This window comes from Cellulosimicrobium protaetiae, assembly GCF_009708005.2.
In the GTDB taxonomy this organism is placed as follows: domain Bacteria; phylum Actinomycetota; class Actinomycetes; order Actinomycetales; family Cellulomonadaceae; genus Cellulosimicrobium; species Cellulosimicrobium protaetiae.
In genome coordinates this window covers 47964-65052 of sequence record NZ_CP052757.1, presented here as the reverse complement: position 1 = coordinate 65052, position 17089 = coordinate 47964, and the positions used below count along the sequence as shown (strand labels likewise).

The following is a 17089-nucleotide window of genomic DNA, read 5'->3' as shown; positions in this document are numbered from 1 at the left end:
CTCATGATAGGGAGCGAAGCACCTCCCGTCGCGGGACGGTCCGGGCCGAGGTTTCACCCGGCGAGCGCCCCTCGGCCCGTCGCTGCTCCCGCACCGGCGCGACCGGGTGGCATGATCGAGGACCGTGGCCCACGAACCCCGCGTCCCCCTGCGTCCCGCCGTCGCCGCGCTGCCGGCCTACGTCCCGGGAGCCCGCGTCGCCCCCGGTGCGGCGGCCTTCAAGCTCTCCTCGAACGAGAACCCGTACCCGCCGCTGGCGTCCGTCGTCGCGGCGATCGCCGACGCCGCCGCGGACGTGAACCGCTACCCGGACATGTACGCGACCGAGCTCACGGAGGCGCTCGCGGCCGACCTGGGTGTCGGCGCGGACGAGGTCGTCGTGGGCAACGGTTCCGTCGCGGTGCTCGCGCACGTGCTCCAGACGGTCGTCGGGCCGGGCGACGAGGTCGTCTACCCGTGGCGGTCGTTCGAGGCGTACCCGATCGCGGTCGCGGTCGCGGGCGGCACGTCGGTGCAGGTGCCGCTGCGGACCGGGGCGGACGCAGGCCGGCTCGACCTGCCCGCCATGGCCGCCGCGATCACCGAGCGCACGCGCGTCGTGATGGTGTGCACGCCCAACAACCCGACCGGCCCGGTCGTGCACCGCGACGAGCTCGAGACGTTCCTCGCGGCCGTCCCGTCGGACGTGCTCGTCGTGCTCGACGAGGCGTACCTCGAGTTCGTGCGCGACCCGGAGGCGCCCGACGGCCTCGCCGTGCACGCCCAGCACCCGAACGTCGTCCTGCTGCGCACGTTCTCCAAGGCGTACGGCCTGGCGGGCCTGCGCGTCGGGTACGCCGTCGCGCGGCCGCGCCTCGCGGCGGGGATCCGTGCCGTGTCGACGCCGTTCGGCGTCTCGCACGTCGCGCAGCGCGCCGCGCTCGCGTCGCTCGCGGCGCGCGACGAGCTGCTCCAGCGGGTCGAGCACCTGGTGGCCGACCGCACGCGCCTCGTCGAGGGCCTGCGCGACCAGGGCTGGGCGCTGCCGGAGTCGCAGGCGAACTTCGTGTGGTTCGACCTGGGCGAGCGCACGATGCAGCGGGCGGAGGAAGCCCGCGCGGCGGGGGCGATCGTGCGCCCGTTCGCGGGCGAGGGCCTGCGCGTGAGCGTCGGCGAACCCGAGGCGACTGACCTCTTCCTCCGCGTGAGCGCCACCTGGTTGTAGGTCAGGCCTCCGCCCGACGCGGCGACAGGACCTGGACGAGCTCTTCGAAAGGGCGGAAGTCGTCGCGGTTCGCGGTCATCACCGCGGCGCCGTGCCGGTGCGCCTGCGCGGCGATGAGCGCGTCCTTGCCGCGGACCCGGGCGCCGGTGACGCGGCCCTTGGCGTGTGCTGCGAGCAGGCCGTAGGAGCGGGTGCAGTCGAGATCGAAATCGATCCAGTCGAACCGGTCGTCGAGGTCGTTGAGGTGCCGACGGCGCTCGGCCGCCTGGACGGAGGAGCGTGCGGCGCGGATCCCGAGCTCGAGCTCGGCCCGGGAGAAGATGCTCGCGCCGTACGACGCCTGCGGATCGAGATCGTGGCGGGCCAGGTCGACGAGGACGTTCGTGTCGAGCAGGACGATCACGGCCGGTCCTCCCACGGGTCGCGGACGAGGTCGTCCTCGCGTGCATGCTCGATCTGGCTCACCAGGTCCTCGGCGTTCGCCGGGCTCATCGGGGGGACGCCGACGAGGTCGCTCCCCGGGACCCACCGGGCGCTGCGTCGGCCGCGGTCGGGGACGAGTCGGACACCGGTCGGGGTTCCGTACGCCGTGACCTCGATCTCCTGGCCCGTGTCCAGGACGCGGCGGATGACGGCGTTCGGGTTCTGCTTGAGCTCGCGGGTGCCGACGGTCTCCATACGTCCAGGCTACGACCGGATGTAGACGTTGGTCTACATCCCTGGGCGGCCCGGGTTGCCGTGGGCCGACGGCGCGAGAACACTCGCGGCATGGACAACGTGGAGTACGACCAGTTCGTGGACCAGTACGGCTGGGCCTTCGGCACCGCCGCGCTCGTCGTCTACGTCGCGGTGGCGGTGATCTTCTTCATCGCCTACATCCGGATCATCCAGAAGGCCGGCTACTCGGGCTGGTGGATCCTCGTCGGCCTCGTGCCGATCCTCAACGTCGTCATGTTCCTCGTGTTCGCGTTCTCGCGCTGGCCCGTGCTCCGGGAGCGCGACGCGCTGCGGTCGGGCGGTGCGTACTCGCGGTAGCGCGGGCTTGCCGCCGCAGGGCAGCGGGATTGGAGGTTCCCTCCAAAGCGTCCGGGGGGACGTTGGCCGACGCGTCGGGGGCCTTCCCTACGGTGTCGTAGCCTACGCTTGCGTAGGCTACGGAGACGTAGGTTCCGACGACGCCCGGTCACCCGGGCGTCTCCTTGCCCCCGAGCGCGCCGCCACCGGCAGGTGCGCACCGAAGGAGATCCGCGTGACGCACCACGACGCAGCGGACGGCGTGAGCACGCCCCCCGACCTTCCGGACGTCGCCGGCGGCCCCGACGACGCCCCCCTGCTCCAGCTCGTGACCCCGGCCGGCGCCCGGGTCACGACCCCCGAGACCGACGCCTACCGCGAGCGCGTCGCCCACCTCGACGCCGCCGCGCTGCGCGGTCTCTACCGCGACATGGTGCTCACGCGCCGCTTCGACGACGAGGCGACGTCGCTCCAGCGCCAGGGCGAGCTCGGCCTGTTCGCGCAGTCGAAGGGCCAGGAGGCCGCGCAGATCGGCTCCGGCCGCGCGCTCGCCCCGCAGGACTACGTCTTCCCGTCCTACCGCGAGCACGGTGTCTCGCACGTGCGCGGCATCGACCCGACGGCGCGCCTGCGACTCTTCCGCGGCGTCGACCACGGCGGGTGGGACCCGACGGAGCACAACGTGCACCTGTACACGCTCGTCATCGGGTCGCACGCGTTGCACGCGACCGGGTACGCGATGGGCGTCCAGCGCGACGGCCTCGTCGGCTCGGGCGACCCGGGGCGTGACACGGCCGTCGTCACGTACTTCGGCGACGGCGCGACCTCGCAGGGCGACGTCAACGAGGCGCTCGTGTTCGCGGCGGTGAACAACGCGCCCGTCGTGTTCTTCTGCCAGAACAACCAGTGGGCGATCTCCGAGCCGACGACCAAGCAGTCGCGCGTGCCGCTCTACCGCCGCGGCGGCGGGTTCGGCATCCCGAGCGTCCGGGTCGACGGCAACGACGTCCTCGCGTGCTACGCCGTCACCGCCGAGGCGCTCGAGCGGGCGCGCACCGGGGGCGGCCCGACGTTCGTCGAGGCGTTCACGTACCGCATGGGCGCGCACACGACGTCGGACGACCCGACCAAGTACCGCTCGCGGGCCCAGGAGGAGTATTGGCGCCGTCGCGACCCGATCGACCGGCTCGAGAACCTGCTCCGCGCCGAGGGCGCGTGGGACGACGCGTTCGCCGCCGACGTCGCGGCCGAGGCCGACGCGCTCGGCGAGCGGCTGCGCGACGAGGTGCGCGCGCTCGCCGCGCCCGACCCGTCGACCATGTTCGACCACGTCTACGCGACCCCGAACGCCGTGGTCGAGCGCGAGAAGGCGTGGTTCGCCGACTACCAGCAGTCCTTCGAGGAGCCGGCCGCGGAGGTGGCCCGATGAGCGAGACCAAGACCCTGACCCTCGCCCGCGCGATCAACGAAGGCCTGCGCCGGTCGCTGGAGAACGACCCCAAGGTCCTGCTCATGGGCGAGGACATCGGCGCGCTCGGCGGCGTGTTCCGCGTGACGGACGGGCTGCAGAAGGACTTCGGCGAGGACCGCGTCGTCGACACGCCCCTCGCCGAGTCGGGCATCCTCGGCACCGCGATCGGCCTCGCGCTGCGCGGCTACCGCCCCGTGTGCGAGATCCAGTTCGACGGGTTCATCTTCCCGGCGTACGACCAGATCACCACGCAGCTGGCCAAGATGGGCTACCGCTCGGGCGGGAAGCTCCAGGTCCCCGTCGTGATCCGCGTGCCGTACGGCGGCGGGATCGGCGCCGTCGAGCACCACAGCGAGAGCCCCGAGGCGCTGTTCGCGCACACCGCCGGCCTGCGCGTCGTCTCGCCGTCCACCCCGCAGGACGCGTTCACGATGATCCAGGAGGCCATCGCCTCACCGGACCCCGTGCTGTTCTTCGAGCCCAAGGGGCGCTACTGGGAGAAGGGCCCCGTCGCCGCCTCCGGCCGGGGCGAGGGCTCGACCGTGCTCGACCGCGCGCAGGTCGTGCGACCCGGCACGGACCTCACCCTGGTCGCGTACGGCCCCACCGTCGCGACCGCCCTGCGCGTCGCCGCGGCCGCCGAGCAGGAGGGCCGGAGCATCGAGGTCGTGGACCTGCGCAGCATCTCCCCGCTCGACACCGCGACCGTCGTGGAGTCCGTGCGCCGGACCGGGCGCTGCGTCGTCGTGCACGAGGCCCCGACCTACCTGGGCTCGGGCGCCGAGGTCGCGGCCCGCGTGACCGAGGAGTGCTTCTACTCGCTCGAGGCGCCCGTGCTGCGCGTCGGCGGGTTCCACACCCCGTACCCCGTCGCCAAGATCGAGCACGACTACCTGCCGAGCCTCGACCGCGTGCTCGACGCCGTCGACCGCGCGTTCGCGTTCTGACGCGGCCGTAGCGACATCGAGCGACCTCGACAGCGCCGACCGGGATCCCCCAGGAGGACCACGCAGTGCCCACCTTCGAGAAGTTCAACCTCCCCGACGCGGGCGAGGGTCTCACCGAGGCCGAGATCGTGCAGTGGCACGTCGCCGTCGGCGACGCCGTGACGGTCAACCAGACGATCGTCGAGATCGAGACGGCGAAGTCGCTCGTCGAGCTCCCGTCGCCGTACACGGGCGTCGTCACGGAGATCCTCACGCCCGAGGGGACGACGGTCGAGGTCGGCGTGCCGATCATCGTCGTGGACACCGACCCCACGGGGTCGGCACCGTCTGCACCCAAGGCGCCGGCTGGCGTCGTGCCCGACGGCGCGGACGCGGCTCCGGCTCCCGCCTCGCCCTCCGCGGGTGACCGGCCCGACGGCGCGGCGTCGCCCGCCGCGACCGGCGCGGGTGTCGACGGCCCGGCGGCGAGCGCTGCTCCGGCGGCGGGCGGGTCCGGCTCGGTGCTCGTCGGCTACGGCACGGTCGAGCCGGGCTCGGCGCGTCGCCGTCGCCGCGCCACGGAACCCGCCCCGACGGCCCCGCCCGCGGCGTCGGGCCCCGTGCACAGCGCCCCCGAACCCGCAGCACCCAGCGTGCCCGCCGCGGCACCCCGCGCGACCGCACCGGCGCCGGCGAGCGCCGCCGTCGGGCACGTGCACCTGCCCGTGCTCGCCAAGCCGCCGGTCCGCAAGCTCGCCAAAGATCTCGGGGTCGACCTCGCGAGCGTCGCGGGCACGGGTCCGGGCGGGATCGTCACGCGCGAGGACGTGCAGGCGTACCACGAGCAGGCGAAGGCGCAGCCGCTCGCGACGTACGCCGACGACGACCAACCGTGGCTCGCGACCGGCGCCGTCACGCCCGACGGCCGCCAGACGCGCGTCCCCGTGAAGTCGGTGCGCAAGCGCACGGCCGAGGCGATGGTGACGAGCGCGTTCACCGCCCCGCACGTCACCGTGTTCCACACCGTCGACGTCACCAAGACCATGCGCCTCGTCCACACCCTGCGCGAGGACCGCGAGTTCGCCGACGTGCGTGTCACCCCGCTGCTCGTCACGGCGAAGGCGCTGCTCCTCGCGGTGCGCCGCCACCCGGAGATCAACGCGAGCTGGGACGACGCCGCGCAGGAGATCGTCTACAAGCACTACGTGAACCTGGGGATCGCGGCCGCGACGCCGCGCGGGCTCGTCGTGCCGAACATCAAGGACGCGCACCGCCTCGACCTGCACGGCCTCGCGGGCGAGATCGCGGACCTCACCGCGACCGCGCGCGCGGGCCGCACGTCGCCCACCGACATGTCCGACGGCACCATCACCATCACGAACGTCGGCGTGTTCGGCATCGACACCGGCACGCCGATCCTCAACCCCGGCGAGGCCGCGATACTCGCGTTCGGCGCGATCCGCGAGCAGCCGTGGGTCCACAAGGGCAAGATCAAGAAGCGCTGGGTCACGCAGCTCGCCCTGAGCTTCGACCACCGCCTCGTCGACGGCGAGCTCGGCGCGCGCGTCCTGGCCGACGTCGCGAAGGTCCTGGAAGACCCGGCCCGAGGCCTCGTCTGGGGCTGACCCCCGCTTCTTCCAGCCGACCAGGGTTCTACCTCGCGCGATCAGGGTTCGCCTTCGCGGGACCGCGCACCGGCCTCTCACAAGGGGCGGGCCGGTGGTGTGCGGAAGACCTCACACGGGCTTAACGGTGGTCGCGCGCCGGGGAAACACGGCGTTCCTAGCGTCCTGGGTACTGACCGGGACCTGCTGAAGGAGCCGCCATGTCCGCGCCCACGAGCCCCACCACTCACGAGGGTGAGCAGTCCGCAGAGCACCCCTCCGGCGCCGCGACCACCGCGACCGTCGGGACGTCCGCGTCCGAGGCCACGACCGCCGTCGGGCCGACGACGGCCACGACGGCCGACCGCACGACGGCCGCCCCGGCCCGTCGTTCGGGCCGCTGGATCGACCGCTGGGACCCGGAGGACCCGACGTTCTGGCGCGACGGCGGCCGGAGGGTCGCGACGCGCAACCTGTGGATCTCGGTGTTCGCGGAGTTCCTCGGCTTCGCGGTCTGGGCCCTGTGGTCGATCGTCGTACCGCAGCTCCCCGCGGCCGGGTTCGCGTTCACGGTCGACCAGCAGTTCTGGCTCATCGCCGTGCCGAGCCTCGTCGGCGCGACGCTGCGCATCCCGTACACGTTCGCGGTGCCGCTGTTCGGCGGCCGCAACTGGACCGTGGTCTCCGCGCTCCTGCTCCTGCTCCCGACGACGGCGCTCGCGGTCGCGGTGCAGGACCCGGGGACGCCTTTCGGCGTGATGCTCGCGGTCGCAGCGCTCGCCGGGTTCGGCGGCGGGAACTTCGCGTCGTCGATGGCGAACATCTCGTTCTTCTACCCGGAGAGGGAGAAGGGCAAGGCGCTGGGCCTCAACGCCGCGGGCGGCAACCTGGGGACGGCGGTCGTCCAGCTCGCGGTGCCGCTCGTCATCGTCGCCGGTGCGGGCGTCGCGCTCGAGCGCGCGGGCCTCATGATGATCCCGTTCATCCTGCTCGCGGCGTTCCTCGCGTGGCGCTTCATGGACAACCTGTCCACCGCCAAGGCCGACCCGAAGTCGTTCGCCGCCGCGACCCGGAACAAGCACACGTGGATCATCTCGTTCCTCTACATCGGGACGTTCGGGTCGTTCATCGGCTACGCCGGGGCGTTCCCGATGCTGCTCAAGGGCCAGTTCCCCGAGGTGACGCTGTCGATCGCGTTCCTCGGTGCGCTCGTCGGCTCGGTCACGCGACCCCTCGGCGGCGTCATCGCGGACCGGGTGGGCGGCACGCGCGTCACCATCGCGTCGTACGGGGTGATGGCGCTCGGGGCGTTCGGCGCGATCCAGGCGCTCCAGTCGCACAGCTTCGGGCTCTTCTTCGCGTCATTCCTCGTCCTGTTCGTCGCGACGGGGATCGGCAACGGCTCGACCTACCGCATGATCCCCGCCGTCTTCCAGGCGAGCGCCGTCCCGGGCGGTGCGCTCGACGGCTCGACCGCTGTCGACGCCACCGCGCTGGACGAGGCCCGTGCCCGTGCCCGCAAGGCCGCGGCGGGGTGCATCGGGATCGCCGGCGCGATCGGCGCCTTCGGCGGGTTCCTCATCCCGCGCGGCTTCGCGGCCTCGACGAGCCTCGCGGGCTCGCTCGTCCCGGCGCTGTGGACGTTCATCGGGATGTACGCGGTCATGGCGGTCGTCGCCTGGGCCGTGTACCTGCGCAAGGGGTCGGCGCTCGCGTCGGCCGGGATCTGAGCGGAGGCCACGCGTGCCGTCCGCTCCCACGACCGCCGCGCCGGGGACTTCTGAGGCCCCCGGCGCGGCACCGGCCGTCGCCTCGCGCGCCGGAGCCCCGCGAGCCGCGGACACCCACTGCCCGTACTGCGCGTTGCAGTGCGGCATGCGGCTGTCCCCGGCTGACGGCGTCCAGCCCGGCGCCGCACCCGCGTCGCCGGACGGCGCGGCGCAGGTCCGTCCGCGGCCGGACCGCGGCGACCGCGCGTCGTCCCTCCCGCTGACGGTCGCCCCGCGCGACTTCCCGACCAACCGCGGCGGCCTGTGCCAGAAGGGCTGGACGAGCGCGACGGTGCTCCGCGCGACCGACCGGATCACGACCCCGCTGCTGCGCGGCGCCGACGGCGAGCTGCGGTCGGCGTCGTGGGACGAGGCGCTGGACGTCGTCGTCGGAGGGATCGAGCGCGTCCAGGCCGAGCACGGCCGGGACGCGGTCGCGATCTTCGGGGGCGGGGGCCTGACGAACGAGAAGGCCTACGCGCTCGGCAAGTTCGCGCGCACCGTGCTGCGGACCGCGAACATCGACTACAACGGGCGCTTCTGCATGGCGTCCGCGGCCGCGGGCGCGAACCGGGCGTTCGGCGCGGACCGCGGGCTCCCGTTCCCCCTCGCCGACCTCGGCGGTGCGGACGCCGTGCTCCTGCTCGGCTCGAACCTCGCCGAGACGATGCCGCCGTCGGTCCAGCACCTCGCGGGCGTGCGCTCGCGGGGCGGGCTCGTCGTCGTGGACCCGCGCCGCAGCGCGACGGCGGCGCTCACGGGGGAGCCCGGGGACGTCGTCGGGCCGGTGGGCGCGCCCGACGACGGCCGCTCGCCCGGGCTCCCCGTCCCACCTCCGGGCGCGGGGCCGGTGGGCGACCAGGGCGTGCACCTGCAACCCGTGCCCGGCACCGACCTCGTGGTGCTGCTCGCGCTGCTGCACGTCGTGGTCACGGAAGGGCTCGTCGACGAGGAGTACGTCGCGGCGCGGACAGCCGGGTTCGACGACGTCCGGCGCTCCGTCACGGCGTGGTGGCCCGAGCGGGCGGAGACGGTGTGCGGGGTCCCGGCCGAGCGGCTGCGGTACGTCGCGCGTCTCCTCGCCGCGGCGTCGCCCGCCCACGGCGGCGCGGGTGCCTACGTGCTCACGGGGCGCGGCGTCGAGCAGTCGTCGCAGGGCACCGCGACGGTGACGGCCGCGATCAACCTCGCGCTCGCGCTCGGGCTGCCGGGCCGCGTGGGCTCCGGGTACGGCGCGATCACGGGCCAGGGCAACGGGCAGGGCGGGCGCGAGCACGGGCAGAAGGCCGACCAGCTCCCGGGCTACCGCAAGATCGACGACCCGGCCGCGCGCGCTCACGTCGCGGCGGTGTGGGGCGTGGACCCGGCGACGATCCCCGGCCCGGGCATGCCCGCGGTGAAGCTGCTGCAGTCCTTGGGCACCCCGGCCCAGGACCGAGAACCGGCCGAGGTGCGTCCGCGCGCGCTCCTCGTGCACGGGTCGAACGTCGTCGTGAGTGCCCCGGACGCGGATCGGGTCGCCGCGAACCTGCGCGCCCTCGACCTGCTCGTGGTGTGCGATCTCGTGCCGTCCGAGACGGCGCTGCTCGCCGACGTCGTGCTGCCCGTGACGCAGTGGGCCGAGGAGGAGGGCACCATGACGTCGCTCGAGGGGCGCGTGATCCGCCGCCGTCGCGCCGTCGACGCGCCCGGCGAGGCGCGCTCGGAGCTGTGGATCCTCGCCGAGCTCGCGCGCCGCCTGGGTTCGGACGTGTCCTTCCCGACCGACCCCGCCGTCGTGTTCGACGAGCTCGCGCGCGCCTCCGCGGGCGGCGTCGCCGACTACTCGGGGCTCAGCCACGCGCGCCTGGATGCGGACGAGCGCGACGGCGGCCCAGGGCTGTACTGGCCGGTCCCCGCGGCGGAGCACCCCGGGACACCGCGGACGTTCCTCGACCGGTTCGCGACCCCGGACGGACGCGCGCGGATGGTCGCGGTGGACCACGTCGGGCCGAGCGACGACGTACGCCCCGACGCCCCGCTCTACCTCGTCACCGGTCGCGTGCTCCAGCACTACCAGTCGGGCGCCCAGACGCGCCGTGTTCCCGAGCTCGACCGCCTCGTCCCGGAGCCGTTCGTCGAGCTGCACCCGCTCCTCGGCGTGCGGCTCGGGGTCGGTGACGGCGACCGTGCCCGCCTCACGACGCGTCGCGGCGAGATCGAGGCCGTCGCGCGCTGGACCGACCGGATCCGCCCGGACACCGTCTTCATGCCCTTCCACTGGAGCGGGGAGGGGAGCGTCAACCGCGTCACGACCGACGCGACCGACCCGATCTCGGGCATGCCCGAGTTCAAGGTGTGCGCCGTGGACCTGCGGCGCGCACCCGACCCGCAGGAGGTGGGCGCATGACGCGCGTCGTCGTGGTCGGCAACGGCATGGTCGGGTCGCGGTTCGCGAGCGACCTCGTGGCGCGGTGCGGTACTTCCCCGGGGACGGCCGCCGTCGAGGTCACCGTGCTGGGGGCCGAGGAGTACGAGCCGTACAACCGCGTGCTGCTCAGCGAGGTCGTCGCGGGAAAGGTCGACGTCGCGGCGATCGGGCTGCCCGGCGCCGACGACGCGCGTGTCACCGTCCGGCGTGGCACCGAGGCCATCGCGATCGACCGCGCCGCGCGCCGCGTCGTCACGGGCGAGGGCGTGTACCCGTACGACGTCGTCGTGCTCGCGACCGGGGCGGCCGCGCGGGTCCCCGACCTGCCGGGCCTGACGGACCTGCCCGGCGGGCTCCCGCGGGGCGCGCACGCGCTGCGCACGCTCGACGACGCGCGCGAGATCGTCGCGGCGTCGCTCAACGCCCGCCACGCCGTCGTCGTCGGGGCAGGTGTCCTCGGGCTCGAGGTCGCGTGCGGGCTCGCGCGCCGCGGCGTCGCGGTGAGCCTCGTGCACGGGGGTGGGAGCGTCATGGACCGCCAGCTCGACCGCGCCGCGGGCGGTGTCGTCGCGCGCAGCCTCGCCGGCCTCGGAGTGCGGACCTGGACCCGCGCGAGCACCGAGCGCGTCGTCGTGGCGGACGGCTCCGTGCGCGGCGTGACGCTCCGGGTGCCCGACGGCGGGGCTCCTGCCGGGCCGTCGGCCCGCCCGGGCGGCGGCCCAGCGGGAGCCGGGGACGATGCGACGCGGCTCGTCGACCTCGAGGCCGACCTGCTCGTGCTCGCGTGCGGCACCGTGCCCGAGGCCGGGCTCGCGCGTGCGGCGGGCCTCGCGGTCGACCGGGGGGTCGTCGTCGGGCACGACCTGGCCAGCCCGGACGACCCGCGCGTCTTCGCGATCGGCGACTGCGCCCAGCCGCCCGAGGGTGGCACGGGGCTGATCGCGCAGGGGTGGGACCAGTCGCGTCGGCTCGCGGAATGCGTCGCGGGACGGGTCGCCGAGGCGGCAGAGCCGGGTGGCGCGGGGAGGTCGGGCGCCGCGCTGGGGGCGGCGCCGGGCCGCCCCCGGGTCCGCCTGGTCGACGCCGACCGGCCGAGCATGGCGCTGCGCCTCGCCATGAACGTCGTCGCGCGCCCGCTCGGGGCGACCACCGTGCCGGGCCAGGCGTCGTCGGGCTCCGGCACCGGCTCCGCGGAGCCTGGTCCCGCGGGGCACGAGCGTCCTCGCGGAGCCGCGAACCTCGGTTCCGGCGGGGGTTCGACGACCGGGACCGACGTCGTGCGCGTCAAGGCCGCGGGGCTCGAGATCGTGACGATGGGCGTGTGCGGCGATCGCCGCGCGCCGGACCCCGCCCACCGCTCCGTGACGCTGAGCGACCCCGCGTCGGGCCGGCACGTCGAGGTGGTCGTCGCGGACGGGCTGCTCGTGGGGGCGACGTGCGTCGGCGCGCCGGACGTGGGAGCCGACCTCACGGCCACCTACACGCGCCGGGTCCCCGTGCCGGCCGACCCGGCCCATCTGCTGCTCCGGCCCGTCGCGCAGGCTCCCGCGCCGGCGTCGTCCCCGACGCACATGCCCGACCGCACGACGGTGTGCACGTGCAACGGCGTGACGAAGGGCGACGTCGTCGGGTGCTGGCACGACGGCGCCCGCAGCGTCGACGACGTCGCGCGGGCCACGCGCGCGACGACGGGCTGCGGCGGGTGCAAGGACGTCGTGTGCGGGCTGGTCGACTGGCTCGCGAAGGCCGACCCGGAGCAGCCGCAGGGCGAGGCGGCCTCGGCGCGCGTCGGCCTCAGCGCGTGAGGTCGGCAGGTCATGCCGAGATCGGCACTCCCGACCGCCGATCTCGGCACGACCCGCCGATCTCGCACGGCTACCCCGACCTCACACGGCGGTGCGCGTCCGGGTGAGAACACCGTTACGGACGGGCAACCGACGGGGCACGGCCGCGAAATCGCCCGTCCGTAGCGTCGTCAGCACCTTCCCGGGGACTCTCCTCGCTCTCGTCGGACCCCGCGGACGGTGACCGATCCGCCCCGACGCCCCCAGGAGCCCGCCGTGACCGGACCTCAGACCGATCCTGCCCCCGCCCCCGGCGCGCCCCGCCACCTCGTCGTCGTCGGCGGCGGCATGGTCGCGCAGCGGCTCGTCGAGGCGCTGCGCGCACGCGACGCCGACGGCGCGTGGCGCGTCTCGGTGTTCGCCGAGGAGCCCCGCAAGCCGTACGACCGCGTCGCCCTCACGAGCTACTTCTCGGCGCGCGACGCCGAGGAGCTCACGCTCGGCGACCCGGCCCTGTGGGACGACCCGCTGGTCACGCTGCACCGCGACTGCGCGGTGACGTCGATCGACCGCGACACGCAGACCGTCACCGACCGCCTCGGGCGCGTGCACGCCTACGACGAGCTCGTCCTCGCGACCGGCTCGAACGCCGCGATGCCGCCCATCCCCGGCAACGACCTCCCGGGCGTGTTCGTCTACCGCACGATCGACGACGTCGCGGCCCTGCGCGGCTGGGTCGAGGAGAAGCGGCGCCACGCCACGACCGAGGGTGGCTGGGAGCGCCCGGTGCGCGGCGCGGTGATCGGCGGCGGCCTGCTGGGCCTCGAGGCCGCGGGCGCGCTCAAGGCGCTCGGTGCGCAGGCCACGGTCATCCAGTTCGGCACGCACATGATGGACGCGCAGATCGACCTGGGCGGCGGCGAAGCCCTCAAGCGCCTCATCAACGGCATGGGCATCGCGGTCCGGTGCAACACCGGGACCAAGGAGATGAAGGTCTCCCGCAAGACCGGGCACGTGGGGCGGCTCGACTTCGCCGACGGCGGCCGGCTCGACGTCGACGTCGTGGTCGTCGCGACGGGCGTGCGTCCGCGCGACGAGCTCGCGCGGTCGGCGGGGCTCGCGATCGGGGAGCGCGGGGGTGCTGTCGTCGACCTCGCGTGCCGCACCGAGGACGAGCACGTGTGGGCCGTCGGCGAGGTCGCGTGCATCGAGGGCCGTTGCATCGGCCTCGTCGCACCGGGGTACGCGATGGCGGAGGTCGTCGCGGACCGCCTGCTCGGCGGCGAGGCGACGTTCCCGGGCGCCGACACGGCGACCAAGCTCAAGCTCCAGGGCGTCGACGTCGCGAGCTTCGGCGACGCGTTCGGCCGCACCGAGGGCGCGATGGAGCTCGTCTGGGCCGACCCGGTCGCGGGCGTCTACAAGAAGCTCGTCCTGTCCGACGACGCGCGCACGCTCCTGGGCGGCGTGTTCGTCGGGGACGCCACGCCATACGCGTCGCTGCGGCCGATGCTGGGGGCGGAGCTCCCCGGGGACCCGGGACTGTTCCTGCTCCCCGAGGGGTCCGGCGGCGGGGCGCCGAGCCTCGAGCTGCCCGACGACGCCACCGTGTGCTCGTGCAACAACGTCAGCGCGGGCACGATCCGCGGCGCGGTCACCGAGCACGGGTGCACCGACCTCGCGGGCGTCAAGGCGTGCACCCGGGCGGGGACGAGCTGCGGGTCGTGCGTGCCGCTCGTCAAGAAGATCACGACGACGGAGCTCACCCGGGCGGGCGTCGAGGTCTCGAACGCGCTGTGCGAGCACTTCGACCTCTCGCGCGCGCAGCTGTTCGACGCGGTGCGGGTCGCGGAGCTGCATACGTTCAGCGAGATCATCGGGCGGTTCGGGCGTGTTCCTGAACCGGTCACCGACACCCAGGGCGCCGTGCTGGTGCGCGACGCCGGCCGCGGCTGCGACATCTGCAAGCCCACCGTCGCGTCGATCCTCGCCTCCCTCGGCAACGGCCACATCCTCGACGGCGAGCAGGCGACGCTCCAGGACACCAACGACCACGTCATGGCCAACATGCAGAAGGACGGCACGTACTCCGTCGTCCCGCGCATCCCCGGGGGCGAGATCACGCCCGACGGACTCCTCGTCATCGGGCAGGTCGCCAAGGACTTCGGGCTGTACACGAAGATCACGGGCGGCCAGCGCATCGACATGTTCGGCGCGCGCATCGAGCAGCTCCCGCACATCTGGCGCCGGCTCGTGGAGCACGGGTTCGAGTCCGGGCACGCGTACGGCAAGTCGCTGCGCACGGTGAAGTCGTGCGTCGGGTCGACGTGGTGCCGGTTCGGGGTGCAGGACTCGGTGGGCATGGCCGTCGAGCTCGAGCTGCGGTACCGCGGGCTGCGTTCCCCGCACAAGCTCAAGCTCGGCGTCTCCGGGTGCGCGCGCGAGTGCGCGGAGGCACGCGGCAAGGACGTCGGGGTCATCGCGACGGACAAGGGCTGGAACGTGTACGTCGGCGGCAACGGCGGGTTCACGCCCCGCCACGCGCAGCTCCTCGCCGAGGACCTGGACGACGAGGCGCTGATCCGCACGATCGACCGCTTCCTCATGTACTACGTCCGCACGGCCGACCGCCTGCAGCGCACGGCCGCGTGGGTCGAGGACTACGAGGGTGGCCTCGACGCGATCCGCGAGGTGATCGTCGAGGACTCGCTCGGCATCGGAGCCGACCTCGACGCCGCGATGTCGCGCCACGTCGGCGACTACGAGGACGAGTGGCGCGCGGTCCTGGAGGACCCGGAGAAGCTGCGCCGGTTCGGCTCCTTCGTCAACGCGCCCGCCGAGCCCGACCCCGACCTCGCGTACGTCACCGAGCGCGGCCAGATCCGGCCCGCGACGGCGGACGAGCGCGCCACCCTGGAGGAGGCCCGCGCCGCGGGTCTCGCCACCGTCCCCGCCGGCCCCGTCGTGATCGCCGGCAGCACCCTGGAGGTCCGTCGATGAGCGTCGCGTCAGCAGAGCAGGCCGGCCCGGTAACGATGGAGACCACGGAGTGGGAGCGCGTGTGCCTCCTGCGCGACCTGCTCGTCGAGCGCGGCGCCGCCGCCCTCGTGGGCGGCGTGCAGGTCGCGCTGTTCCGCCTCCCGGACGACACCGTGCGCGTGGTGCAGCAGCGCGACCCGTACTCGGGCGCGAACGTCATGTCGCGCGGGATCGTCGGCACGCGCGGCGGCGTACCGACCGTGGCTGGCCCGATGTACAAGCAGGTCTTCGACCTCGCGACCGGCCGGTGCCTCGAGGCTGCCGGGTACGTGCCCGTCCAGGGCCTCGCCCCGGACCTGGCGACGTGGCCCGCCGAGGTGCGCGACGGCGTCGTGCACGTCGGCGACCGTCCCGTCGCCCGTCCGGACGCCACCGCGGACGGTGCGCCGTGACCACGCTCCTCGGGCTCGACCTCGCCGGGCGCACGGTCCTCGTCGCCGGCGGCGGTCCCGTCGCGGCCCGCCGCGCGCGGGCGATGGCGGACGACGGCGCGCACGTCCGCGTCGTCGCGCCCCAGGTCTGCGAGGACCTGCGCGACCTCGTCACCGCCTCGCTGCACGCCCCGCTCCTCGCGCCGTCGTCCGCCCAGCCGCTGCCCGACGGCGGGGCCGCACCGGGCGGTCGCGTCACCTGGGCGCCGCGCGAGGTCCGCGAGTCGGACGTCGAGGACGCGTGGCTCGTGCTCGCCGCGACGGACGACTCGGGGACCAACCGCGACGTCGCCGCGTGGGCGGCAGCGCGCCGCACCTGGTGCGTCAACGCCGGGGCCGCGCACGAGGGCACCGCACGCACGCCCGCCACGACGCACAGCGGGGACGTGCTCGTCGGGGTCGTCACGGACGTCCCCCCGGCGCACCTGTCAGCAGCCGGTCGCGCCCGGGCGCGACGAGCCGCCGACAGCTCGGCGGAGCGGCGCGACGGCGGTGCGGACCCGCGGCGCGCCCGCGCGGTGCGCGACGCGATCGCCGAGCACCTGCGGTCCGGCGGGGCCGACCAGCGGCGCCACCGTCCCGCCACCGGCGGGCTCGGGAGCGTGACGCTCGTCGGCGGGGGACCTGGCGCCGTCGACCTGCTCACCGTCCGGGGCCGCCGGGCGCTCGCGGAGGCGGACGTCGTCGTGGCCGACCGGCTCGGGCCCGTCGACGTGCTCGACGAGCTCGCGCCCGGCGTCGAGGTGATCGACGTCGGCAAGACGCCCGGGAACCATCCCGTGCCGCAGCACGAGATCAACGCGATCCTCGTGGAGCAGGCGCAGCGCGGCCGGCGCGTCGTGCGGCTCAAGGGTGGCGACCCGTTCGTCTACGGGCGGGGCGGCGAGGAGGTGATCGCGTGCCGCGAGGCGGGCGTGCCGGTCGACGTCGTGCCGGGCGTGTCCAGCGCGCTGAGTGTCCCGGCGCTCGCGGGCATCCCGCTCACGCACCGCGGGACGGTCGCCGCGTTCCACGTGATCAGCGGTCACGACGGCCTCGACGACGCCGCGCTCGCCGGTGTCCGTGACCGCACGGCTACGCTGGTGGTCCTCATGGGTGTCTCGCAGCTCGCACGCATCACGGCCCAGGCGCTCGCCGCCGGGGCCGACCCCGCGCTGCCCGTCGCGATCGTGGAGAGCGGTTCGACGCCGCGGCAGCGCGTCACGCGGGCTCCGCTCGGCGAGATCGTGGAGCGCGCCGCCCAGGTCGGGGTCCGGGCCCCGGCGATCATCGTGGTGGGGGACGTCGCCGCCGAGGGACGGCTCGACCCGGCGACGGTCGCGTGACCGGCACCGGCAGCACCGGGATCGAACCGCCCGCCGCGACGTCGACCCACGGAGGGTCGATCTCGGACGCACGGGTCGATCTCGCGTCCGACACTGGCGGCGACCGCCCCGC

At 74.6% G+C, this 17089-nt stretch carries 13 protein-coding genes; 11 read left to right on the top strand and 2 right to left on the bottom strand.

Annotated elements, in window-relative coordinates; genetic code table 11:
* The first annotated feature begins 124 nt into the window (after positions 1–124).
* Positions 125–1204: a histidinol-phosphate transaminase gene (hisC, locus tag FIC82_RS00270; protein WP_168731343.1), complete on the top strand. Its 1080-nt coding sequence runs from the start codon at positions 125–127 to the stop codon at positions 1202–1204.
* A 1-nt stretch (position 1205) separates the two neighbouring features.
* On the opposite strand, the gene FIC82_RS00265 is transcribed toward hisC, so the two are convergent.
* Positions 1206–1607, bottom strand: a complete 402-nt coding sequence (locus FIC82_RS00265) for a PIN domain-containing protein (RefSeq protein WP_253691301.1) — start codon at positions 1605–1607, stop codon at positions 1206–1208.
* Positions 1604–1882: a type II toxin-antitoxin system Phd/YefM family antitoxin gene (locus tag FIC82_RS00260; protein ID WP_154797114.1), complete on the bottom strand. Its 279-nt coding sequence runs from the start codon at positions 1880–1882 to the stop codon at positions 1604–1606. Before FIC82_RS00260 ends, FIC82_RS00265 begins: the two co-directional genes overlap by 4 nt.
* A gap of 90 nt (positions 1883–1972) precedes the next feature.
* Here FIC82_RS00260 and FIC82_RS00255 point away from each other — a divergent pair, with 90 nt between their 5' ends.
* The 10 genes from FIC82_RS00255 to cobA all read left to right on the top strand — a co-directional run bounded on the left by FIC82_RS00255 (position 1973) and on the right by cobA (position 16977).
* Positions 1973–2239, top strand: a complete 267-nt coding sequence (locus FIC82_RS00255) for a DUF805 domain-containing protein (protein ID WP_154797113.1) — start codon at positions 1973–1975, stop codon at positions 2237–2239.
* Positions 2240–2453: 214 nt separating this feature from the next.
* A complete protein-coding gene (pdhA, locus tag FIC82_RS00250) occupies positions 2454–3647 on the top strand; it encodes a pyruvate dehydrogenase (acetyl-transferring) E1 component subunit alpha (RefSeq protein WP_418884339.1) in 1194 nt (397 codons plus the stop codon).
* Positions 3644–4636, top strand: a complete 993-nt coding sequence (locus tag FIC82_RS00245) for an alpha-ketoacid dehydrogenase subunit beta (protein WP_154797112.1) — start codon at positions 3644–3646, stop codon at positions 4634–4636. Before pdhA ends, FIC82_RS00245 begins: the two co-directional genes overlap by 4 nt.
* A 65-nt stretch (positions 4637–4701) precedes the next feature.
* Positions 4702–6240: a dihydrolipoamide acetyltransferase family protein gene (locus FIC82_RS00240; RefSeq protein ID WP_168731342.1), complete on the top strand. Its 1539-nt coding sequence runs from the start codon at positions 4702–4704 to the stop codon at positions 6238–6240.
* A gap of 200 nt (positions 6241–6440) precedes the next feature.
* On the top strand, positions 6441–7949 hold the full coding sequence (locus FIC82_RS00235; RefSeq protein ID WP_154797111.1) for an MFS transporter: 1509 nt from the start codon (positions 6441–6443) through the stop codon (positions 7947–7949).
* A gap of 145 nt (positions 7950–8094) precedes the next feature.
* Positions 8095–10377 (top strand): molybdopterin-dependent oxidoreductase, encoded by a 2283-nt coding sequence (locus tag FIC82_RS00230; protein WP_154797110.1) that lies wholly within the window; start codon positions 8095–8097, stop codon positions 10375–10377.
* Positions 10374–12203: an FAD-dependent oxidoreductase gene (locus FIC82_RS00225; RefSeq protein WP_154797109.1), complete on the top strand. Its 1830-nt coding sequence runs from the start codon at positions 10374–10376 to the stop codon at positions 12201–12203. Before FIC82_RS00230 ends, FIC82_RS00225 begins: the two co-directional genes overlap by 4 nt.
* A gap of 255 nt (positions 12204–12458) precedes the next feature.
* Complete coding sequence (gene nirB, locus FIC82_RS00220) at positions 12459–15182, top strand: nitrite reductase large subunit NirB (RefSeq protein WP_269808397.1); 2724 nt, start codon at positions 12459–12461, stop codon at positions 15180–15182.
* Complete coding sequence (gene nirD / locus FIC82_RS00215) at positions 15179–15613, top strand: nitrite reductase small subunit NirD (RefSeq protein WP_154797108.1); 435 nt, start codon at positions 15179–15181, stop codon at positions 15611–15613. The genes nirB and nirD overlap by 4 nt, the downstream gene beginning before the upstream one ends.
* Positions 15610–16977: a uroporphyrinogen-III C-methyltransferase gene (gene cobA / locus FIC82_RS00210; protein ID WP_168731340.1), complete on the top strand. Its 1368-nt coding sequence runs from the start codon at positions 15610–15612 to the stop codon at positions 16975–16977. Before nirD ends, cobA begins: the two co-directional genes overlap by 4 nt.
* Positions 16978–17089: the final 112 nt, after the last annotated feature.